The sequence below is a fragment of the Sphingomonas sp. J344 genome, from assembly GCF_024700005.1.
In the GTDB taxonomy this organism is placed as follows: Bacteria; Pseudomonadota; Alphaproteobacteria; order Sphingomonadales; family Sphingomonadaceae; genus Sphingomonas.
In genome coordinates this window covers 1,326,500-1,344,200 of record NZ_JAJONB010000001.1, presented here as the reverse complement: position 1 = coordinate 1,344,200, position 17,701 = coordinate 1,326,500, and the positions used below count along the sequence as shown (strand labels likewise).

21 protein-coding genes and 2 pseudogenes are annotated in these 17,701 nt (G+C 65.3%); 8 read left to right on the top strand and 15 right to left on the bottom strand.

Translation table 11 applies throughout. The features are described from left to right. Positions 1 to 94: 94 nt before the first annotated feature. From LRS12_RS06815 to LRS12_RS06805, 3 genes are all read left to right on the top strand, one after another. A complete protein-coding gene (locus LRS12_RS06815; protein WP_257843899.1) occupies positions 95 to 718 on the top strand; it encodes a class I SAM-dependent methyltransferase in 624 nt (207 codons plus the stop codon). A gap of 32 nt (positions 719 to 750) precedes the next feature. After that, positions 751 to 1,161, top strand: a complete 411-nt coding sequence (gene msrB / locus LRS12_RS06810) for a peptide-methionine (R)-S-oxide reductase MsrB (protein ID WP_257843898.1) — start codon at positions 751 to 753, stop codon at positions 1,159 to 1,161. 62 nt (positions 1,162 to 1,223) lie between these two features. Continuing rightward, a complete protein-coding gene (locus tag LRS12_RS06805; RefSeq protein WP_257843897.1) occupies positions 1,224 to 3,344 on the top strand; it encodes a transglycosylase domain-containing protein in 2,121 nt (706 codons plus the stop codon). On the opposite strand, the gene LRS12_RS06800 is transcribed toward LRS12_RS06805, so the two are convergent. Genes LRS12_RS06800 through LRS12_RS06790 form a run of 3 tightly spaced genes read right to left on the bottom strand, consistent with a single transcriptional unit; the run spans position 3,320 to position 4,979 of the window. After that, the gene (locus LRS12_RS06800; RefSeq protein WP_257843896.1) at positions 3,320 to 3,994 is read right to left on the bottom strand and encodes a M48 family metallopeptidase; all 675 of its coding nucleotides are present in this window, start codon (positions 3,992 to 3,994) and stop codon (positions 3,320 to 3,322) included. The genes LRS12_RS06805 and LRS12_RS06800 overlap by 25 nt on opposite strands. After that, a complete protein-coding gene (locus tag LRS12_RS06795; protein WP_374581263.1) occupies positions 3,991 to 4,419 on the bottom strand; it encodes a YcgN family cysteine cluster protein in 429 nt (142 codons plus the stop codon). Before LRS12_RS06795 ends, LRS12_RS06800 begins: the two co-directional genes overlap by 4 nt. Beyond that, positions 4,416 to 4,979, bottom strand: coding sequence for an SCO family protein (locus tag LRS12_RS06790; RefSeq protein ID WP_308222982.1), 564 nt, complete (start codon positions 4,977 to 4,979; stop codon positions 4,416 to 4,418). Before LRS12_RS06790 ends, LRS12_RS06795 begins: the two co-directional genes overlap by 4 nt. A 101-nt stretch (positions 4,980 to 5,080) precedes the next feature. Between LRS12_RS06790 and LRS12_RS06785 the strand changes: the two genes are divergently transcribed. After that, positions 5,081 to 5,680: an ankyrin repeat domain-containing protein gene (locus tag LRS12_RS06785; RefSeq protein WP_257843894.1), complete on the top strand. Its 600-nt coding sequence runs from the start codon at positions 5,081 to 5,083 to the stop codon at positions 5,678 to 5,680. Here LRS12_RS06785 and LRS12_RS06780 read toward each other — a convergent pair. The 11 genes and pseudogenes from LRS12_RS06780 to LRS12_RS06730 form a co-directional block, all read right to left on the bottom strand. Beyond that, the gene (locus tag LRS12_RS06780; RefSeq protein WP_257843893.1) at positions 5,677 to 6,186 is read right to left on the bottom strand and encodes an MmcB family DNA repair protein; all 510 of its coding nucleotides are present in this window, start codon (positions 6,184 to 6,186) and stop codon (positions 5,677 to 5,679) included. The genes LRS12_RS06785 and LRS12_RS06780 overlap by 4 nt on opposite strands. Before the next feature lie 59 nt (positions 6,187 to 6,245). Further along, positions 6,246 to 6,857 carry a cell wall hydrolase gene (locus LRS12_RS06775; RefSeq protein ID WP_308222981.1) on the bottom strand — a complete coding sequence of 204 codons (612 nt, stop codon included), beginning with the start codon at positions 6,855 to 6,857 and terminating at the stop codon, positions 6,246 to 6,248. Between the two features lie 186 nt (positions 6,858 to 7,043). Further along, positions 7,044 to 7,385: a DUF1491 family protein gene (locus tag LRS12_RS06770; protein ID WP_257843891.1), complete on the bottom strand. Its 342-nt coding sequence runs from the start codon at positions 7,383 to 7,385 to the stop codon at positions 7,044 to 7,046. Next, entirely contained in the window at positions 7,382 to 7,885 is a 504-nt protein-coding gene (locus LRS12_RS06765) for a PaaI family thioesterase (RefSeq protein ID WP_257843890.1), read from the bottom strand. Before LRS12_RS06765 ends, LRS12_RS06770 begins: the two co-directional genes overlap by 4 nt. Beyond that, the gene (locus LRS12_RS06760; RefSeq protein WP_257843889.1) at positions 7,842 to 8,312 is read right to left on the bottom strand and encodes a PTS sugar transporter subunit IIA; all 471 of its coding nucleotides are present in this window, start codon (positions 8,310 to 8,312) and stop codon (positions 7,842 to 7,844) included. Before LRS12_RS06760 ends, LRS12_RS06765 begins: the two co-directional genes overlap by 44 nt. Before the next feature lie 9 nt (positions 8,313 to 8,321). Beyond that, complete coding sequence (hpf, locus tag LRS12_RS06755) at positions 8,322 to 8,900, bottom strand: ribosome hibernation-promoting factor, HPF/YfiA family (RefSeq protein WP_257843888.1); 579 nt, start codon at positions 8,898 to 8,900, stop codon at positions 8,322 to 8,324. Positions 8,901 to 8,951: 51 nt separating this feature from the next. Beyond that, the gene (gene dnaQ / locus LRS12_RS06750) at positions 8,952 to 9,644 is read right to left on the bottom strand and encodes a DNA polymerase III subunit epsilon (protein WP_257843887.1); all 693 of its coding nucleotides are present in this window, start codon (positions 9,642 to 9,644) and stop codon (positions 8,952 to 8,954) included. A gap of 7 nt (positions 9,645 to 9,651) precedes the next feature. Beyond that, positions 9,652 to 10,248, bottom strand: a complete 597-nt coding sequence (gene coaE / locus LRS12_RS06745; RefSeq protein WP_257843886.1) for a dephospho-CoA kinase — start codon at positions 10,246 to 10,248, stop codon at positions 9,652 to 9,654. Beyond that, a complete protein-coding gene (locus LRS12_RS06740; RefSeq protein WP_257843885.1) occupies positions 10,245 to 11,036 on the bottom strand; it encodes a shikimate dehydrogenase in 792 nt (263 codons plus the stop codon). Before LRS12_RS06740 ends, coaE begins: the two co-directional genes overlap by 4 nt. A 28-nt stretch (positions 11,037 to 11,064) precedes the next feature. Then, positions 11,065 to 11,653, bottom strand: a pseudogene (locus tag LRS12_RS06735) (nucleoside triphosphate pyrophosphatase). Then, positions 11,650 to 12,471 carry a pyruvate, water dikinase regulatory protein gene (locus LRS12_RS06730; protein WP_257843884.1) on the bottom strand — a complete coding sequence of 274 codons (822 nt, stop codon included), beginning with the start codon at positions 12,469 to 12,471 and terminating at the stop codon, positions 11,650 to 11,652. Before LRS12_RS06730 ends, LRS12_RS06735 begins: the two are co-directional and overlap by 4 nt. Before the next feature lie 482 nt (positions 12,472 to 12,953). Here LRS12_RS06730 and hemE point away from each other — a divergent pair. From hemE to LRS12_RS06710, 4 genes and pseudogenes are all read left to right on the top strand, one after another. After that, positions 12,954 to 13,923, top strand: a pseudogene (gene hemE, locus LRS12_RS06725) (uroporphyrinogen decarboxylase). Then, positions 13,923 to 14,378 carry a CopD family protein gene (locus LRS12_RS06720; protein WP_257843883.1) on the top strand — a complete coding sequence of 152 codons (456 nt, stop codon included), beginning with the start codon at positions 13,923 to 13,925 and terminating at the stop codon, positions 14,376 to 14,378. The pseudogene hemE and the gene LRS12_RS06720 overlap by 1 nt, the downstream one beginning before the upstream one ends. Before the next feature lie 473 nt (positions 14,379 to 14,851). Then, on the top strand, positions 14,852 to 16,108 hold the full coding sequence (rho, locus tag LRS12_RS06715; protein WP_257843882.1) for a transcription termination factor Rho: 1,257 nt from the start codon (positions 14,852 to 14,854) through the stop codon (positions 16,106 to 16,108). Between the two features lie 144 nt (positions 16,109 to 16,252). After that, positions 16,253 to 16,933 carry a YjbE family putative metal transport protein gene (locus LRS12_RS06710; RefSeq protein ID WP_257843881.1) on the top strand — a complete coding sequence of 227 codons (681 nt, stop codon included), beginning with the start codon at positions 16,253 to 16,255 and terminating at the stop codon, positions 16,931 to 16,933. Positions 16,934 to 16,993: 60 nt separating this feature from the next. On the opposite strand, the gene LRS12_RS06705 is transcribed toward LRS12_RS06710, so the two are convergent. Further along, positions 16,994 to 17,686: a dienelactone hydrolase family protein gene (locus LRS12_RS06705; protein WP_257843880.1), complete on the bottom strand. Its 693-nt coding sequence runs from the start codon at positions 17,684 to 17,686 to the stop codon at positions 16,994 to 16,996. Positions 17,687 to 17,701 lie beyond the last annotated feature (15 nt).

The window sequence follows — 17,701 nt, the reverse complement described above, 5'->3', positions numbered from 1 at the left end:
GGCGCGGCGAGAACAACGTTAATGCGCCACGTCGATGATGACAGGACCGTTGCAACTGTCCTACAGCTACGCGACACCGACTTGAGGATTGTTGATGACCGGTTCGACCACGATTGCCCGCACGAAGCGCAAGACTTCGCGCCCGCTTTCGCCCCAGGCGCTGTTTCTCCAGGGATTTTTCAAGCATCCGGTGATGGTCGGTTCGATCATTCCTTCTTCGGGCAAGCTGATCCGCAAGATGCTCGGCCCGGTGGATTGGGACCGGTGCAACCTGTTCGTCGAATATGGCCCGGGCGTCGGCACCTTCTGCCGCCATATCCTTGACCGGCTCGGCCCGAACGCCAAATATATCGTCATCGACACCAACCCGGATTTCGTCGCCTATCTGCGTGCGACGATCGTCGACCCGCGCTTTTCGGCGATTCACGGATCGGCGGCTGACGTGAACGCGATCGTCGCCGACCATGGCGAGACGCATGCCGACTATGTCCTGTCGGGCCTGCCCTTCTCGACCCTGCCCGCCGGAGTGGGCGAGGAAATCGCCGAGGCAACGCATCGCGTCCTGCGCCCTGGCGGTCAGTTCTTGGTCTATCAGTTCAATCCGAACGTGCGCAATTTCCTGACCCCGCATTTCCCGCGCATCGATCATGCGATGGAATGGTGGAACATGCCCCCGGCACAACTGTGGTGGGCGTGGAAGGATGCACCCGCCGATTGACGGGAGCCACGGCGCACCACACATCTGCGCGCATGGATCAGCTCAACCTGCCTGAGTCGGAGTGGCGCCAGCGCCTTACTCCCGAACAATATCATGTGCTGCGCGAAGCCGGGACCGAGCGCGCCTTTTCGGGCCATTATTCGGACAACAAGGCCGACGGCATCTATCGCTGCGCCGGGTGTCAGCTCGAACTGTTCGACAGCGACGACAAATATGATTCGGGATCGGGCTGGCCCAGCTTCACCCGACCGGTCGCGACCGATCATGTCAGCGAGCATCGCGATGTCAGCCACGGCATGACCCGGGTCGAGGTCCGTTGCGCCCGATGCGACGGACATCAGGGCCATGTCTTCCCCGACGGCCCGCCGCCCACCGGCCTGCGCTACTGCATCAACTCGGTCGCGTTGGAGTTCCGCGCCCGAGCAGCGTTATCGGACGAATGATTCACGCGATCGAAACGCTTGTGACAGCATCGGTTCACTCGTAAATCGTCACACAGCGTCCAATGGCCATCCGCAAACCAACGCTCTCGCCCAAGGCGCGCCGCATCCTTATCTGGGTGGCTGGCGGAGCCGCGCTCACGGCGCTCGCGGCGTTCATCGCGCTGCTGATCGCGGTCTATACGGCCAAGGCGTCGCTGCCGAGCTATGAGGAGCTCAAATCCTCGCCCAACGGCCAGATGATCCGCGTTCATGCCGCCGACGGCACGGTGATCGTGTCGCTCGGGCCGAGCTATGGCGAGTGGATCGAATATGACAAGATTCCGGAGCCAATGCGCGACGCGATGGTGGCGATCGAGGATCGCCGATTCCGCTCGCACTGGGGCGTCGATCCGGTCGCGCTGATGCGCATCACCAAATTCGCGATCGACAATCGCGGCACCGGCCGCCGGCTTCAGGGCGCGTCGACGATCACGCAACAGGTCGCGCGCACCATCTTCCTGTCGAACAAATACGATGTCGGGCGCAAGTTCCGGGAGATGATCCTGGCGCTCGCCCTGGAGCGCAAGTTCACCAAGGACCAGATCCTCGAACTCTACCTCAACAAGGTCTATTTCGGCGGTGGTGCCTATGGCATCGACGCCGCGTCGCGCACCTTTTTCGGCCATCCGGCGACCAATCTGACCCTGTCGGAAGCGGCGGTGATCGCGGGTCTGGTCAAGGCACCGTCACGCTACTCGCCGACCGCCGATGCGCAGGCAGCGGTCGGGCGCGCCAGCGTGGTGCTCGACGTGATGGTCGAAACCGGTGCGCTGACCGCAGAAGAGGCCGCGACCGCAAGCCCCGCCAAGGTCAAGCTCGCCGCCGCGCCCAAGCAGAACAGCGTCCGTTACTTCACCGACTGGGCGCTGCCCCAGCTCGAAGTGCTGATCGACGAGACCGTTGCCCCGCTCGACGTGTGGACGACGATCGACCTCAAGATGCAGAATGCCGCGACCCAGGCGATTCAGGCGAACACGCCGGCAGGGGCGCAGGGTGCATTGGTCAGCCTCGATCGTGACGGGGCGGTACGCGCGATGGTCGGCGGGCGCGACTATGTCTCGTCGATCTACAACCGCGCGACCCAGGCGACCCGCCAGCCGGGATCGGCGTTCAAGCTGTTCGTCTATCTCGCCGCGCTGGAATCGGGGCGCAAGGTCGAGGACCGCGTGGTCGATGAACCGGTGACGATCAACGGCTGGAGCCCGCGCAACAATAGCGGACGATTCAGCGGCGAGATGACGCTGCGCTCTGCCTTCGCCTATTCGATCAACACCGTCGCGGCAAAGCTGGGACAGGAGACCGGCTTCGGGACCGTCGCCGACATGGCGCGGCGCTTTGGCGTCACGACGCCGATCAATACTCAGCCGGCGATGGTGCTCGGCACTTCCAACGTCCGCCTGATCGACATGGCCCGCGCGTTCGCATCGGTCGGGCAAAAGGGCGTGGCGGTCACCCCCTATGCCATCACCCGCGTTACCGCGAACGGCGCGGTGATCTACCAGCATGAAGTCGATACCTCGCGCGTGCTGGTCGCGCCCTATGTCGCGGCGCAGATGACCGATCTGCTCCAGACCGCGGTCAACACCGGCACCGGTCGCGCGGCGCAGATCGGCCGCCCCGTCGCGGGCAAGACCGGCACGACGTCCTCGAACAAGGATGGCTGGTTCCTCGGCTTCTCCTCCGGCCTCACCACCGGCGTATGGATGGGCCGCGACGATGCCAAGCGCGTCGGCGGGCTTCAGGGCGGCACCGCGCCCGCACGTGCCTTCGCCAATTTCATGCGCGTCGCCGTCGCCAATCGCCCGGTCGAGAATTTCGAGACCGAGGTGACGCTGCCCGAATGGCAGCTTGAGCCTGATGAAGAGGCGTGGGGTGAAGCCGATAATGGCGTGTTCGTCGATGAAGACGGCAATCCGGTCGCGCGCGACGGCGGCGAGGGTGGCGAGGCGATCGAAGGCGAGCCCGCAGCGAGCGATGAGGGCGGCATCAGCCAGGACTGGCTCGACCGCATGACCGGCCGCGACGCCCCGCGCGACCCGCAACCGGCACCGCGCCGCGACCCCGCCGACCGCCCGCCGCAGCAGCAGCAACAGCCGCCGCGCGAGCCGCTACGCGCGCCTCAGGACGACCGCCCGAACGAATGAAGCCGCATCGCGTTGCTGCGCAGCCACGCCCGTTCCGGCACAGGGTCGCGGCCATAGAGCGTGCGGACCAAGTCATGGAACGCCGGGCTGTGGTTCATGTGCGTGCGATGTGCCACCTCATGCGCCACCGTCGCGCGGCGCACGGCAGGCGGGGCGAGGATCAGCCGCCAGTTATAGCGGATCACCCCCGACGACGCGCAGCTGCCCCAGCGCCCCTTGGGATCGCCGATTGCAACCTTGCTGACCGTAACCCCGGATAGGGTCGCATATTCGGCGGTCTCGGCGCTCAGCGTGTCGAGCGCCTGTCTACGCAACCAGCGTTCGATCCGTCGCTCACAGCCCTCCCGCGGCCCGCCCACGATGATCTGCCCATCGTCGAGCACCGGGGTGCGCGGAAACCCGCTGTCCCAGCCCAGCGCAACCTCTTCGCCCAGATACAGGATCGTCGCCCCCGGTTCGAATGGCGTCGGCGCGGCGCGGTTGGCGAGTGCCTTCGCAATCCACTCCCCCTGCCCCTCGGCCCAGCGCAGCGCCGGCCCGGCGGGCGCGCGCGGCGGAATCGTCAGCCGCACCGCACCGGTCGCCTGATCGACCGACAACCGCATCGTCCGCGCTCGCGGATGGCGCACGACCTGGATCGGCACGCTCACAGGATACGGTCGACCATATGATGCTCGAGGTCGCCGGCGACATCCTCCGAAATCGTCCAGCCACGGGTCGATTCACCCGCCTCATGCACGCTCTCGCGGCTGCCAGAGATCAGATAATGCCAGTCGGGCAGCGGTTCGCCCGCCGCGCGCAGCCGATAGGCACAGGTCACCGGCAGCCACGGAATGTCGTCGACATTCCCCGCATTCAGCCGCACGCATTCGGCGACATAGGCGTGGCGATGGCGATAATCGCTGCACCGCCCCTGATCGCGATCAAGCAGGCGGCATGCGACATTGGTCGCATAGAGGTCACCGGTATCGGCGTCCTCGATCTTGTGCAGACAGCATTTGCCGCACCCGTCGCACAGCGCCTCCCACTGCGCGCGGTCGAGCCGGGCGAGCGGCATTTCCCAGAAGCGGGTCAGCCGATCCACCGCGTGATTTCCGCGACGATCGCGTCAGGGCTCTGTTCCTGCGGCAGCAGCGCGATCGGTTCGCCATTGGGGCCCATCAGATAGGCCTGACGCCCATGGTCCATCAGATAGCCGGTCGGCGTCTCGCGCTTGGCATAGGGGACGCGATAGACCTTGGCTGCCGCATCGACCTGCGCCGCGCTCCCGGTCAGCCCGACCATGCGCGGGTGGAACGCGGCCGTGAACTCCTTGACCACCGCCGGCGTGTCGCGCGCCGGGTCGATCGACACGAAGACCGGCACGATCTTCGCCGCCAGCTCGGGATTCTGCTGATCGAGCCGCTTCATCGCGCCGCCGATATTCTGGACATCGACCGGGCAGACATCGGGGCAGAAGGTGTAGCCGAAATACATGATCCGGTACTTGCCGGCGAACGCCTTCTCGGTGACGGTCTTGCCGTCGCCATTGACCAGCGTGAACGGCCCGCCGATCGACGCTCCGGCGAGCGGGGCGTCGGCGAGCGACTTGGGTTGCGGCGCACCTCCGCCGCAGGCGGCGAGCGCCAAAGCCAATGGAAGCGCGAAGAAGGATATCCTGTTCATGACAAGGCGACCCATGATCTGATAGGGAGGGTTAGGCAAGGCTTGCATCCTATCGGGGGTTTGTTCCGACCATGTTGACCGTTTCGTCCCGGCTCGTATTCGCCGCGGTACTGCTGTGCGTTGCGCTTCCCGCTGGTGCCCAGCGCTTTTCCGAAAGCTATCTGTTCCTCAAGGCTGTGCGCGAGCAGGATGGCAACAAGGTCACCGAATATCTGAGCGCGCCCGGCCAGACGATCGTCAACGTCAAGGGCGACGATGGCGACGCGGCGATCCATATCGTCGCCAAGCGCCGCGACATGACCTATCTGCGCTTCATCCTCGCGCGCGGGGGCAATGTGAATCTGCAGGACGGGCAGGGCAACAGTCCGCTGATGCTTGCCGTCGAGGCCAACTGGCCCGAGGGGATCCGGGAAATCCTCACCCGCAAGGGCAATGTCAATCTGGCCAATAATGGGGGCGAGACTCCGCTGATGCGCGCCGTCCAGCGCCGCGATCTCGAACTGGTCCAGCTGCTCCTCACCAGCGGTGCCGACCCCGACATGGTCGATCGGCTTGCGGGCCTGAGCGCTCGCGACTATGCCGCCCGCGATACCCGCGCGCCGGCCGTCGCCGAAGCGCTCAAAAATGCCCCCAAGGTCCAGAAGCGCGCGGTCTCCGGCCCGAGTTTCTAACTACCCCAACCCAGTCCATCCGCTTCGGGGTCGGTCAGCGTGATCACCCGCCGCGCCGCGCGGCGGGCAAAGGCCAATGTGCATTTGCGCCGTGTCGCGCTCGCCAGCGGCACGGTCCGCGCCTCGCGCACGATCGCCGCGTCGTAGCGGTCGGCGACGATCACCCCGGCGCGCTCGGGCAGGAAATCGGGACGGTCGAACGGCGCCAGATCGAATCCAGCCGGCACGGCCCAGAAATAACGGTCGCAATGGGCGAGATAGTCGGTCCACTTGCCGTCGCCGATCAGGTCGGCGCGCGACACCTTGACCTCGACGATCACGATCTCGCCGCGCAGGTTGAGCGCCATCAGGTCGGCGCGTCGTCCATCGCCCAGCGGCACTTCCGCCATCGCAATCGTCTCGTGCCGCAGCAGCATGCGGCAAACGCCGCGCGTCACATCGGCGGCGATGAGTGGCGCAGCCGCAGCGTCGAGCTCTGGATCAACGGGAAAGGCCGGGGAAGGCATCGAAACCATCCCCGGCCCTTAGAACATTTGACGAACGAACGAAAGCCCGTCCGGCAGGATCAACGATAGAAGATATGGTTGCCGACGCTGCCGACCCGCGCGCGGCGCCAACCGGGCGAGACATAACGGGCATGGAAGAACAGCGCGTTCGATACGCTGCTGTCCCAGGCATCGTCGCGTGCGACCTGTGCCACCGCGAGCGCGGTCTTCCACGCACGCGCACCCGCCGGTGGCTGGACGAGACGACCGCCGCGGACGAAGGAGAACTGGCCGCGCTGGGTGAGCACGCCGCACACCGATGCCGGGAAGCGGCCCGACTTGGCGCGGTTGAGGATCACCTCGGCGACCGCGAGCTGGCCCTCGAGCGGCTCGCCCTTGGATTCGTAATAGACGCCGATCGCGAGGCAGTTGAGCTCGGCATCGTCGGCGACCGCGTCCTGCGCGGCGACCGCAGCGGCCAGCGTCGCGTAGGTGGCGGATTCGGAATCTGAGTCCTGGGGGAGGGCGGCATCGTCGGCGTCGAGCGCGGCAAGCGATTCGCCCATCGTGGGAACCTGTTCGGTCGCGGCTTCGTTAATCGCCTGGACCGGGGTCTTTTCGGCTTCTCCGGCGATACCCGGGGCCGTTGCGCCAATGCCTGCGGCAATGGTCAGGGTCGTGGCCGCGATCATCGCAGCCCGGAACGAGAAAGACATTCAACATCGATACTGTGCGGTTGGTGCGCGATTCGGTCCCACGGGGTGCTTTTGCACGGACCGATCGGGCTTGCCCCCGACTGCGTAACCACCGGCCTCTGACCCCGACGGCACAACGCTATTTATAACGTCGCGCGCCTCTGCCGCCGATGTTGCGGTGCGTCAAGCGCCGATAATCGTTTCAGCGGCGAACCGTTCTGCCGCTGCGATATCCAGTTCGACCACCCACAGGTCGGGGTCGCGGCTGCGGCGACGCTGCCAGTAGTCGCTCACCCCGAACGGATCTTCGAACGCCGATGGGCCGCTGCGCACCAGCGCTGGCTCGCCATCCGCCCCGATTCCGCGCTCGAAAAAGCCGGGATTCATGCCGCGCTCCAGCGTCAGGACCAGGATCGCGCCCGCCTCTTCATGCCCCCTGGCAAGCACCATCGCGCTCCCGCCTTCGGCATTGACCCGGCGGATCAGCGCATTGACGATCAGCCCGCTGGCGAGCCGGGCGCTCATCGCGCAGTGCGATAACCGGGCAGCCCGGCCAGCGCGATCCGCGACTTCATGAAGGTGCCGGTCCCGCGCGCCGCCTCTTCGCCGCTCGCGTCGATCAACCGCGCCTCGGCGACGAACACCCGCCTTTGCCCGCTGACCCAGCGCCCCTCGGCGGTCACGGGTCCCGGACCCAGCGGCTTTGTGAACAGCAGGTTGAACGCCGTGGTGAGCAGGAACCGGTCGGTCACCAGGCTGTTCGCCGCATAGAAGGCGGCATCGTCGAGCATCTTGAAATAGCTCGTCCCATGCGCCGCGCCGCCCGCGTGGAAATGACGTTCGTCGATGGTGAAGCGGATATGCGCCACGCCGGCGCGCGCGATCTCCAGCCGCGATTCGAACAGCTGGTTGATGGGCGCGGCGGCATAGAGCGATTCGAGCGCGCGATGATGCGCCTCTGCCCCGACCGCCGCGATCGCGTCAGGCTGCGGCGTCACGCGCTTCGGTCCCCGCGAGCAGCGCATAGATGGCATCGGCCGACCCGGCGCCGCGCAATTTGGCGGTAAAGCCGCGATCGCGCAGCCGCCGCGACACCCGGGCCAGCGCCTTCAGATGCTCGGCCCCGGCATTCACCGGCGACAGCAGCATGAACACCAGATCCACCGGACTGTCGTCCACTGCGGCGAAATCGATCGGCCGGTCGAGCCGCATCATCACCCCGCGCACGCTCTCCAGCCCCTCGATCCGCCCGTGCGGAATCGCGATTCCGCCGCCAAAGCCAGTCGTGCCCAGCCGCTCGCGCGCCGCAAGCGCGGCAGCGACGGTCGCGGCGTCGAGCCCATAGGCCCGCGCCGCGACGTCGGCGAGCAGCGCGAAGAGCTTCTTCTTGCTGCCCGCCGTCACGCCCGAAGCCACCGCCTCGGGCGTCAGCAGATCATGGAGATCGTGCATCGTCCCGCGTCAGGCCGCCCGGTTGGGTTCGACCCAGCCGATCGTGCCGTCGGTGCGGCGATAGACCATGTTGTAGGTGCCGGTTCCGGTATTCTTGAACAGCAGTGCATTGGTGTTGCGCAGGTCGAGCATCATCACCGCGTCCGACACGCTCGCATCGGGCACGTCCACCCGCGTTTCGGCGATGATCGGCGGCGCGTCGGCGGCCTCTTCCTCATCGGTCTCGATCTGGAAAACGGTGTAGCCCGCGTCATAGGCGGCATCCATCATCGCCTGCTGCTGGCCGTTGTTGCGGTCCTTCAGGCGGCGCATGTACCGGCGCAGCTGCTTTTCGATCTTGTCGGCGGCACCGTCGAACGCAAGGTGCGCCTCCTGCGCGGCATGCGATCCCTTGAGCACCAGCCCCTGCATCACGTGCGCGACGATGTCGCAGGTGAAGCCGTAATCATGCGGCCCCTTGCCGAACGTGACCTGGGCCGAGATCGCGCGGGCGAAATATTTCTCGGCGATACCCTGGAGCCGGTCGTCCACGTGCTGCCTCAGCGCAGTGCCCGTGTCCACCTGGTGACCAGAAACCCGGATATCCATATTTTCCTCCGTCCTAACAAGAGGAGCACCTAGGAATGGGGGCCGACAGCGTCAACCGGACGCCTCCGTTCCCCACACTGGGTCCTCGAACCCGGCCATAAACGCCGAATGGCGGGCCAGTTCCGCATCGCTCGGCACAAAAATGCGTGCCGGTCGCACATGCGTCTTCGCGGCGCCGAACTCGATCCGCTCGGGTCCGGCCGCCTGTTCCACCGCGAGCCCAAGCGCAATCTGGCGTCCGCCGGTCAATTCGATGAACACCTGCGCCAGCAACTGCGCGTCGAGCAGCGCGCCGTGCAGCTCGCGCGCCGACAGGTCGACGCCATAGCGCACGCACAGCGCGTCGAGCGTATGCTTGGCCCCGGGATGCTTGGCGCGCGCGATCTGCAGCGTATCGACGATGCGATCGACCGGCAGCAGTGCGCGCCCGCACGCCTTCAGCTCGCCATTCATGAATCCCAGGTCGAACATCGCATTGTGCGCGATCAGCGGGCAATCGCCCAGAAATTCGATCAGATCGTCGCAAATCTCGTGGAACCGCGGCTTGTCGGCCAGGAACGCCTCCGACAGGCCATGCACCGCGAACGCCTCGATCGGCATGTCGCGATCGGGATTGAGGTAGCGGTGGAAATGACGACCGGTCGGCACGCGGTTGATCAGCTCGACGCACCCGATTTCCACCAGCCGGTGCCCGGCGCTGTAGCTCAGGCCGGTCGTTTCGGTGTCGAACACGATTTCGCGCATGCCCTGCTTATCCGCCTGTTTCGCGCGCGAGGCAAGCGATCAGCGCGGCAACTTCGGCCCTTGTCTCATCCTTGGACCCGCCGGTCGAAATCACGAAATCTGCGCGCGCGCGCTTCTCCGCATCGGGCAGTTGCCTGGCAAGGATCGACTCGAAGCGTTCGACCGTCATGCCGGGCCGCGACAGCACTCGTTCACGCTGAATTTCGGCCGGCGCGGAGACGACGACGATCTTGTCCACCTGCCGCCAGCCACCCGCTTCGAACAGCAGTGGCACGTCGAGCAGCACCAGCGGCTTGTCGGCATTGGCCTTGAGAAATTCATTGCGCGCATGCGCAACGGCGGGATGCACAATCCCTTCCAGCCGCTTGAATGCTTCCGGGTTGCCGAACACCGCCTCGCCCAGCAGCGTGCGATCCACCCCCAGCTCGGTCGTCGTATCGGGAAACTCGGCTTCGATCTGCGCGACCAAAGCACCGCCCGGCCCCTGCAGCCGGTGCACCTCAGCATCGGCGTCGAATACCGGCACCCCTGCCTCGGCAAACATCGCCGCGACGGTCGATTTGCCCATGCCGATCGACCCGGTGAGACCGAGAATCAGGGTCATGCCAGCAGCAGCGCTCGCAACTCGGCATCATGTTCGCGCGGTGCCGGTTCGCCAAAGAACAGCTCGAACGCCAGCGCCGCCTGGCCGATCAGCATCTCCAGCCCGTCGACCGTCTCCAGATCGCGCGCCCGCGCCGCCGCGAGCAGCCCGGTCTCGAGTGGCGCATAGACCGCGTCATAGACCAGCGCATCTTCGGGCAGGTTCGACAAGTCGAGGTCGAGCGGCGGATGCCCCACCATTCCCAGCGAACTGGCATTGACCAGCAGCGCCACCGGCGGCAGCGGCGCGTCGAGCGGCACCGCATCGCCCTTCAACCCGAAGGTCGCAAGCAGCCCCATCGCCTTCAACGGCGATCGGTTGAGGATGGTGACCCGCTCCACCCCCGCCCGCGCCAGCGCGAACAGGATCGCGCGCGCCGCGCCGCCCGCACCGACCACCGCGACCGGCGCGCCCTCCAGATCGAACTCGGCAATCGGCGCATAGAAGCCGGCTGCATCGGTATTGGTCCCGATCAACGCGCCATTCGCCCCGCGAAACACCGTATTGATCGCGCCTATGCTGTCGCGCACCCCGCCCGGATCGGGCACATGGTCGAGCGCCGCCACCTTGTGCGGGGCGGTGATGTTGCACCCGCGCCAGTCGGGGTCGTCACGCCGCGAGGCGAAGAAATCGCCCAGCCCCTCGGGCGTTACCAGCGTCTTGGCATAGCGGGCGTCGAGCCCAAGCTTGTCGATCCAGAAGCCATGGATCAGCGGCGACTTGGACTGTGCAATGGGGTCGCCGATCACCTCAGCATATGGGGGGCAAAAGGGGTGGTCATGACGTCAACTTGCCTCTGGTCCGCAGAAAATCGAGGATGTTGAGCAGCGGCATCCCCAGGATGGTGTAGTGGCTGCCCTCGATCCGGCTGAACAGCTGAACCCCCGGACCTTCGACCCGGTAACAGCCGACACAGCCCGAAATCGCGGGCCACTCGGCATCGAGATACTCGGCGATGAACCGATCCGACAGCGGCCTGACCCACAGCCGCGCGCGATCGACATGCCGCCACAGCGCTTGGCCATTCTCCGCGATCACCGCCGCGCTGTAGAGATCGTGGCGCTTGCCCGACAGCATCTTGAGGTGCCGCTCGGCATCGGCGCGATCGACCGGCTTGTCGACCAACGTCCCGTCCTCGATCGCCACCACCGAATCCCCCGCCCAGCACCAATGTCCCCGGCACACGCTGGCTGACCTTGAGCGCCTTCATCTCGGCCAGCGCATCGGCCAAGTCGCGCGGCGCGACTTTTCCAAGGCTCGCCTTGACCGCATCCTCATCGACATGCGCTGGCAGCGCCTCGTGCGCCACGCCCGCCGCCGCAAGCATCGCGCGCCGCGACGCGCTGGTCGAAGCCAGCACGATCATGGCCGCGCCTCCGCGTTGACGCGCTCATTGGCCATGGTAATGATCGCCGCCGCTGTCTCCTCGATCGACCGGCGCGTCACGTCGATCACCGGCCAGCCATTGTCGGCGAACATGCGCCGGGCATAGGCGACCTCCTTCTGCACCGCTTCCTGCTCGATATAGCTGGTCTCATCCTGCTGGTTGAGCGCGAGCAGCCGGTTGCGCCGCACCTGGATCAGCCGCTCGGGGCTGGTGGTCAGCCCGACCACCATCGGGTTCTTCAATCGATAGAGCAGGTCGGGCGGCGGCGATTGCGGCACGATCGGGATGTTTGCGACCTTGAACCCGCGATTGGCGAGGTAGATCGACGTCGGCGTCTTCGACGTGCGCGACACGCCCGCCAGCACGATGTCCGCCTCCTCCCAATTCTCCCAATTCACCCCATCGTCATGCGCGATGGTGAACTGGATCGCGTCCACGCGCGCGAAATAGGCGGCGTCCAGCATATGCTGCCGCCCCGGCCGCGCCTTCATCTCCTGTCCCAGCAGGTTGGACAACGCATGATTGACCGGATCGAGCGGTGCGACCGCTGGCAAGCCGATCGCGCGGCACCGCGTCTCGAGCTGGCGGCGGATCTCCGGATTGACCAGCGTGAAGATCACCAGCCCCGGATTCTGCGCGATTTCGGCGAGGATGCGCTCGAGATGCGTTTCGCTGCGCACCATCGGCCAGAAATGGCGCAACACCTCGACATCGTCGAACTGCGCCAGCGCCGCCTTGGCGATATTCTCCAGCGTCTCGCCGGTGGAATCGGAGAGAAGGTGCAGGTGGAGTTTCAAAGATTCCCCCTCCCGCTTGCGGGAGGGGGCTAGGGGAGGGCGTGTCCACTCCGGAAACATCCAAAAACAGGCCCTCCCCGACCCCTCCCGCAAGCGGGAGGGGAGGAAAACGCCTAGTCTGGACGGATCTGTGGAAAACATGGGGAAATCGCTAGCGCAACGCGCAACACCCGCCAAGCGTGGGAGTCGGTCCACGCTCCGGATCATTCGTCCACAACCGCGCCCACAGCCAGGCGATCCGCCACACAGGCTGTGGATAACGGGGACGACTGAATCGAATCGCGGCGGAATCGCGGGAGTCCGCCCGGTCAATCTGTTGGCAGAATGGGGACGAACGCCTAAGCCCCGGCATCCACGCACCAACGTACAACTACATCCTACTTAGATTCTTCTTCTTATTTTTGTTGAGAGAGACGGACGGTCCTGTGACTCCGAAGAAACTGCTCCGAGTGCTGTCAGGCGAGCGCGTCGATGCACCGCCGATGTGGCTCATGCGTCAGGCGGGCCGATACCTTCCCGAGTATCGCGCGCTCCGGGCCGAAAAGGGCGGGTTTCTCGAACTGGTCAACGACAGCGACGCCGCGGCGGAGATCACGCTCCAGCCGATCCGCCGCTTCGGCTTCGACGGCGCGATCCTGTTTTCCGACATTCTCGTCGTACCGCATGCGCTCGGCCAGGATCTGTGGTTCGAGGCGGGGGAGGGGCCGCGCCTTGCCCCCCAGGCTGGTCGATCATGCGCTGGAAAGCCTCACAGCGGCCCCACAGCGGCTCGACCCGGTCTATGGCACTGTGCGCCGCGTCGCCGCCGCCTTGCCGCCTGAGGTGACGTTTCTGGGCTTTGCAGGAAGTCCGTGGACCAACGCGACCTACATGGTCGCAGGACAAGGCAGTCGCGACCAGAGCGAGACGCGCCGCATGGCCTATGCCGATCCCGGTGCATTCCAGGCGATCATCGACGCGATCGTCGCAATGTCGATCGACTATCTGGCGAAGCAGATCGAGGCTGGGGTCGAGGCGGTGCAGCTGTTCGACAGCTGGGCCGGGTCGCTCAGCCCCGCGCAATTCGAACGCTGGGTGATCGCCCCCAACGCCGCGATCGTCGCGGGCCTGCGCGCGCGTTGCCCGGATGCCCAGATCATCGGATTCCCCAAGGGTGCGGGCGGCAAGCTCGCCGCTTACGCCCGCGAAACCGGCGTGGACGCGATTGGCCTCGACGAGACGGTCGATCCGGTCTGGGCGCATCGCGAACTCCCCGCGGGAATGCCGGTTCAGGGCAATCTCGATCCGCTCGCGCTGATCGCCGGCGGTGAGGAATTGCGGGCCGCCGCCACCCGCGTGGTTGATGCCCTGCGCGACCGCCCCCATATCTTCAATCTGGGCCACGGCATTCAACAGGATACGCCGATTGCCCATGTCGAACAGCTGATCGGCATCGTCAGGGGGACGCGTTGATGACCGGATTTCTCGGCAATGCCTGGCTGTGGGCCAAGGCCGCGCACGTCATCTTCGTGATCTTCTGGATGGCCGGCTTGTTCATCCTCCCGCGCTATCTGGTCCATCATCAGGAGGCGCTGGCCGACCCGGTCCAGGCCAAGGCGTGGAAAGAGCGTGAGGCAAAGCTGCGCCGCGTGATCCTCACCCCGTCGCTGGTCATCGTCTGGCTGCTCGGCATCGCCCTCGCGATCAATCTCGGCCTGTTCGAAGGCGGCGCGGGTCTGGGCTGGCTCCATGCCAAGCTGCTGCTCGTCCTGCTGCTCTCGGGCTATCATGGCTGGGCGGTCGGCTATTCGAAGAAGCTCGCGACGGGGCAGGGGTCGCTGACCTCCAAACAGCTGCGCCTCGCCAACGAAATGCCCGCGATCTTCGTCGCGCTGATCGTCATCCTGGCGGTGGTCCGCCCGTTCTGATCGCGCGTCCAATATGCTTGTAATGTTGGATTTTCTTTGTTCTCCTCGGCGCGCATCCCCGGATGCCGCTCTTTGACCGATTGAACCTGTTATCTGTAGGCGCGATCCCGCTGCGTCATTGTCGCGCGGCGGTCGATAGCTGTCGCGGTGCGGCCTGTTTCTGTCGCATCAGGCGCGCGCATGTGGTGACTCGAAGTCCCGCACGTGTCGCGCCGGTGTCGCGTCGCGGTTGCTTTCCCGACCCGAACCGGTCGCAAACCCGTCCCGTTCGCCGCAAACCCGTGTGTTTCTGTCAGTCTGTCAGGCTGATGTCAGCCTGATCGCTTGACTTGCCACAGGGCGAATCCTAATCCGCTGGGGTCGCGTCGCCGTCCTGGCGGCGGCCCGGCGTCCCTCCTTTTTTCCTCAAGCCATCGCGACCTGCGCGTCCAAACGCCCGAAAACCCATAGCGATCGCCAGACGGACTTCTCCCATGCACTTGAAAGATTTGAAGAAAACCGCGCCCGCCGAACTGGTGTCGATGGCCGAGGAACTTGGTGTCGAAAGCGCGTCGACGCTGCGCAAGCAGGATTTGATGTTCGCGATCCTCAAGGCCCAGGCCGAGAATGGCGAACTGATCATGGGCGAGGGCACGATCGAGGTGCTTCAGGACGGCTTCGGCTTTCTGCGCAGCCCCCAGTCCAACTATCTCGCTGGTCCCGACGACATCTATGTCTCGCCCAATCAGGTCCGCAAATTCGGCCTGCGCACGGGCGACACCGTCGAAGGTGAAATTCGCGCCCCCAAGGATGGCGAGCGCTATTTTGCGCTGACCAAGCTGGTCAGTGTCAATTTCGACGATCCCGACGCCGTCCGCCACCGCGTCAATTTCGACAACCTGACCCCGCTTTACCCGGATCAGAAGCTCACGCTCGACCCCGCCGATCCGACCCAGAAGGATAAGTCGGCGCGGGTCATCGACATCGTGTCGCCCCAGGGCAAGGGCCAGCGCACGCTGATCGTCGCACCGCCGCGCGTCGGCAAGACGGTGATGCTGCAGAACATCGCCAAGGCGATCACCGACAACCATCCCGAGGTGTTCCTGCTCGTCCTGCTGATCGACGAGCGACCCGAGGAAGTCACCGACATGCAGCGCAGCGTGAAGGGCGAGGTGGTCAGCTCGACCTTCGATGAACCCGCCACGCGCCATGTCCAGGTCGCCGAAATGGTGATCGAAAAGGCCAAGCGCTTGGTCGAACACAAGAAGGATGTCGTCATCCTGCTCGATTCGATCACCCGCCTCGGCCGCGCCTACAACACCGTCGTGCCCAGCTCGGGCAAGGTGCTGACCGGCGGTGTCGACGCCAATGCGCTCCAGCGGCCCAAGCGCTTCTTCGGCGCCGCGCGCAACATCGAGGAGGGCGGGTCGCTTTCGATCATCGCGACCGCGCTGATCGACACCGGCAGCCGCATGGACGAGGTGATCTTCGAAGAGTTCAAGGGCACCGGCAACTCCGAAATCGTGCTCGACCGCAAGGTCGCGGACAAGCGCATCTTCCCGGCGCTCGACGTCGGCAAGAGCGGCACGCGCAAGGAAGAGCTGCTGCTCGACAAGCCGACGCTGTCGAAGATGTGGGTGCTGCGCCGCATCCTCATGCAGATGGGCACCACCGATGCGATGGAGTTCCTGCTCGACAAGATGAAGGATTCGAAGACCAACGAAGACTTCTTCGACAGCATGAATCAGTGACCAAGGCGGCCTGATTTAGCGCTGCTAGATCAGGACTCGTCGAAGCGTCCGAACGGCTCGTTCGACGTCATGGGCTTTGCCCATGACGGACCCGCGATGTTTGATTATGCGTTGCGCTGTGCAGACCAATAAGAAGGGGAACCCATGACCGAAATCTGGGGTCATATCGTCAACGACTTTGCCGGCCTGTTCTCAGGCAGCGGGTCAGCCTGGCTGGCGTTCGGGCAGGTAATCCTGATCGACATCGTGCTGGCGGGCGACAATGCGATCGTCATCGGCGCGCTTGCGGCGGGTCTTCCCGCGGATCAGCGCAAGAAGGTGATCCTGATCGGCATCATCGCGGCATTGGTGCTGCGCATCGCGTTCGCGCTGGTCGTGACTCAGCTGATGGCGATCATCGGACTGATCTTCGCTGGCGGCGTGCTGCTGCTGTGGGTGGCGTGGAAGATGTACCGCGAAATCGGCCATGGTGCCGGTGAAAGCGCCGGCTCGCCCGAAATTGCGGGTGACGAGCATTCGGGCCTGAAGCCGGCGAAGAGCTTTGCGGGTGCCGCCTGGGCTGTCGCAGTCGCCGACGTGTCGATGAGCCTCGACAACGTGCTGGCCGTTGCCGGCGCGGCGCGCGACCATCCCGGTATCCTGATGGTCGGCCTGGTTATCGCGGTGGCACTGATGGGCGTCGCGGCGAACGTCATCGCCAAGTACATCGAACGCTATCGCTGGATCGCTTGGGTCGGTCTGCTGGTGATCGTCTATGTCGCCGGGTCGATGATCTACACCGGGATCACCGACCAGGATGTCGGCATCCTTCAGCTGTTCCGCTAAGGGTCTGATCCCACAACAGAAAAGGGGCGGTGTCCGTTACGACGCCGCCCCTTTTTCGTGTCAGCCGATATGCTCGGCGAAGAACGCTTCGGTCCGGCTGTCGGCCAGCCGCGCCGCCGTATCCGACCGCCTGTTGCCCATCTCGGTGGCAAAGCCGTGGTCCTCGCCCGGATAGTCGTGCAGAGTCACCTTGGGGTGGCCGTCCAGCCCGTCATGCATCGCCTTCTGCACCGGGGCGGGGACGAATCCGTCCTCGCCGGCGATGTGCAGCATCAGCGGATTGGCGATGGCATGTTTTTCGCCGAGCAGCCCGTCCACGCCCACCGCATAATAGCCGACGCTGGCATCGCTATCGGTGCGCGCCGCGGCCATGAAGGCGAGGCGTCCGCCCAGGCAATAGCCAGTAACCCCGACCTTGCCGCCGCTTGCGGCGCGCGCTGCGCGGATTGTCGCCTCGATATCCGCGACGCCCTTGTCCTGGTCGAACTTGCCCATCCAGCCGAGCGCTTCCTGAAATTCCGACTCGATATCGGGGTCGAGCTGGATGCCGGGCCTCAGCCGCCAGAACAGGTCGGGCGCGAACGCCATATAGCCGAGTGACGCAAAATGATCGCACTTGCGCCGGATGCCTTCGTTGACGCCAAAGATTTCCTGAATCACCACGATTGCGCCGCGCGGTGCGCCTTCGGGGTCGGCGCGATAAGCGGCAAAGCTTCCGCTGCCGTCGATTGCCTGGATGTCGGTGCTCGCCATGAAACTCTCCTTCGG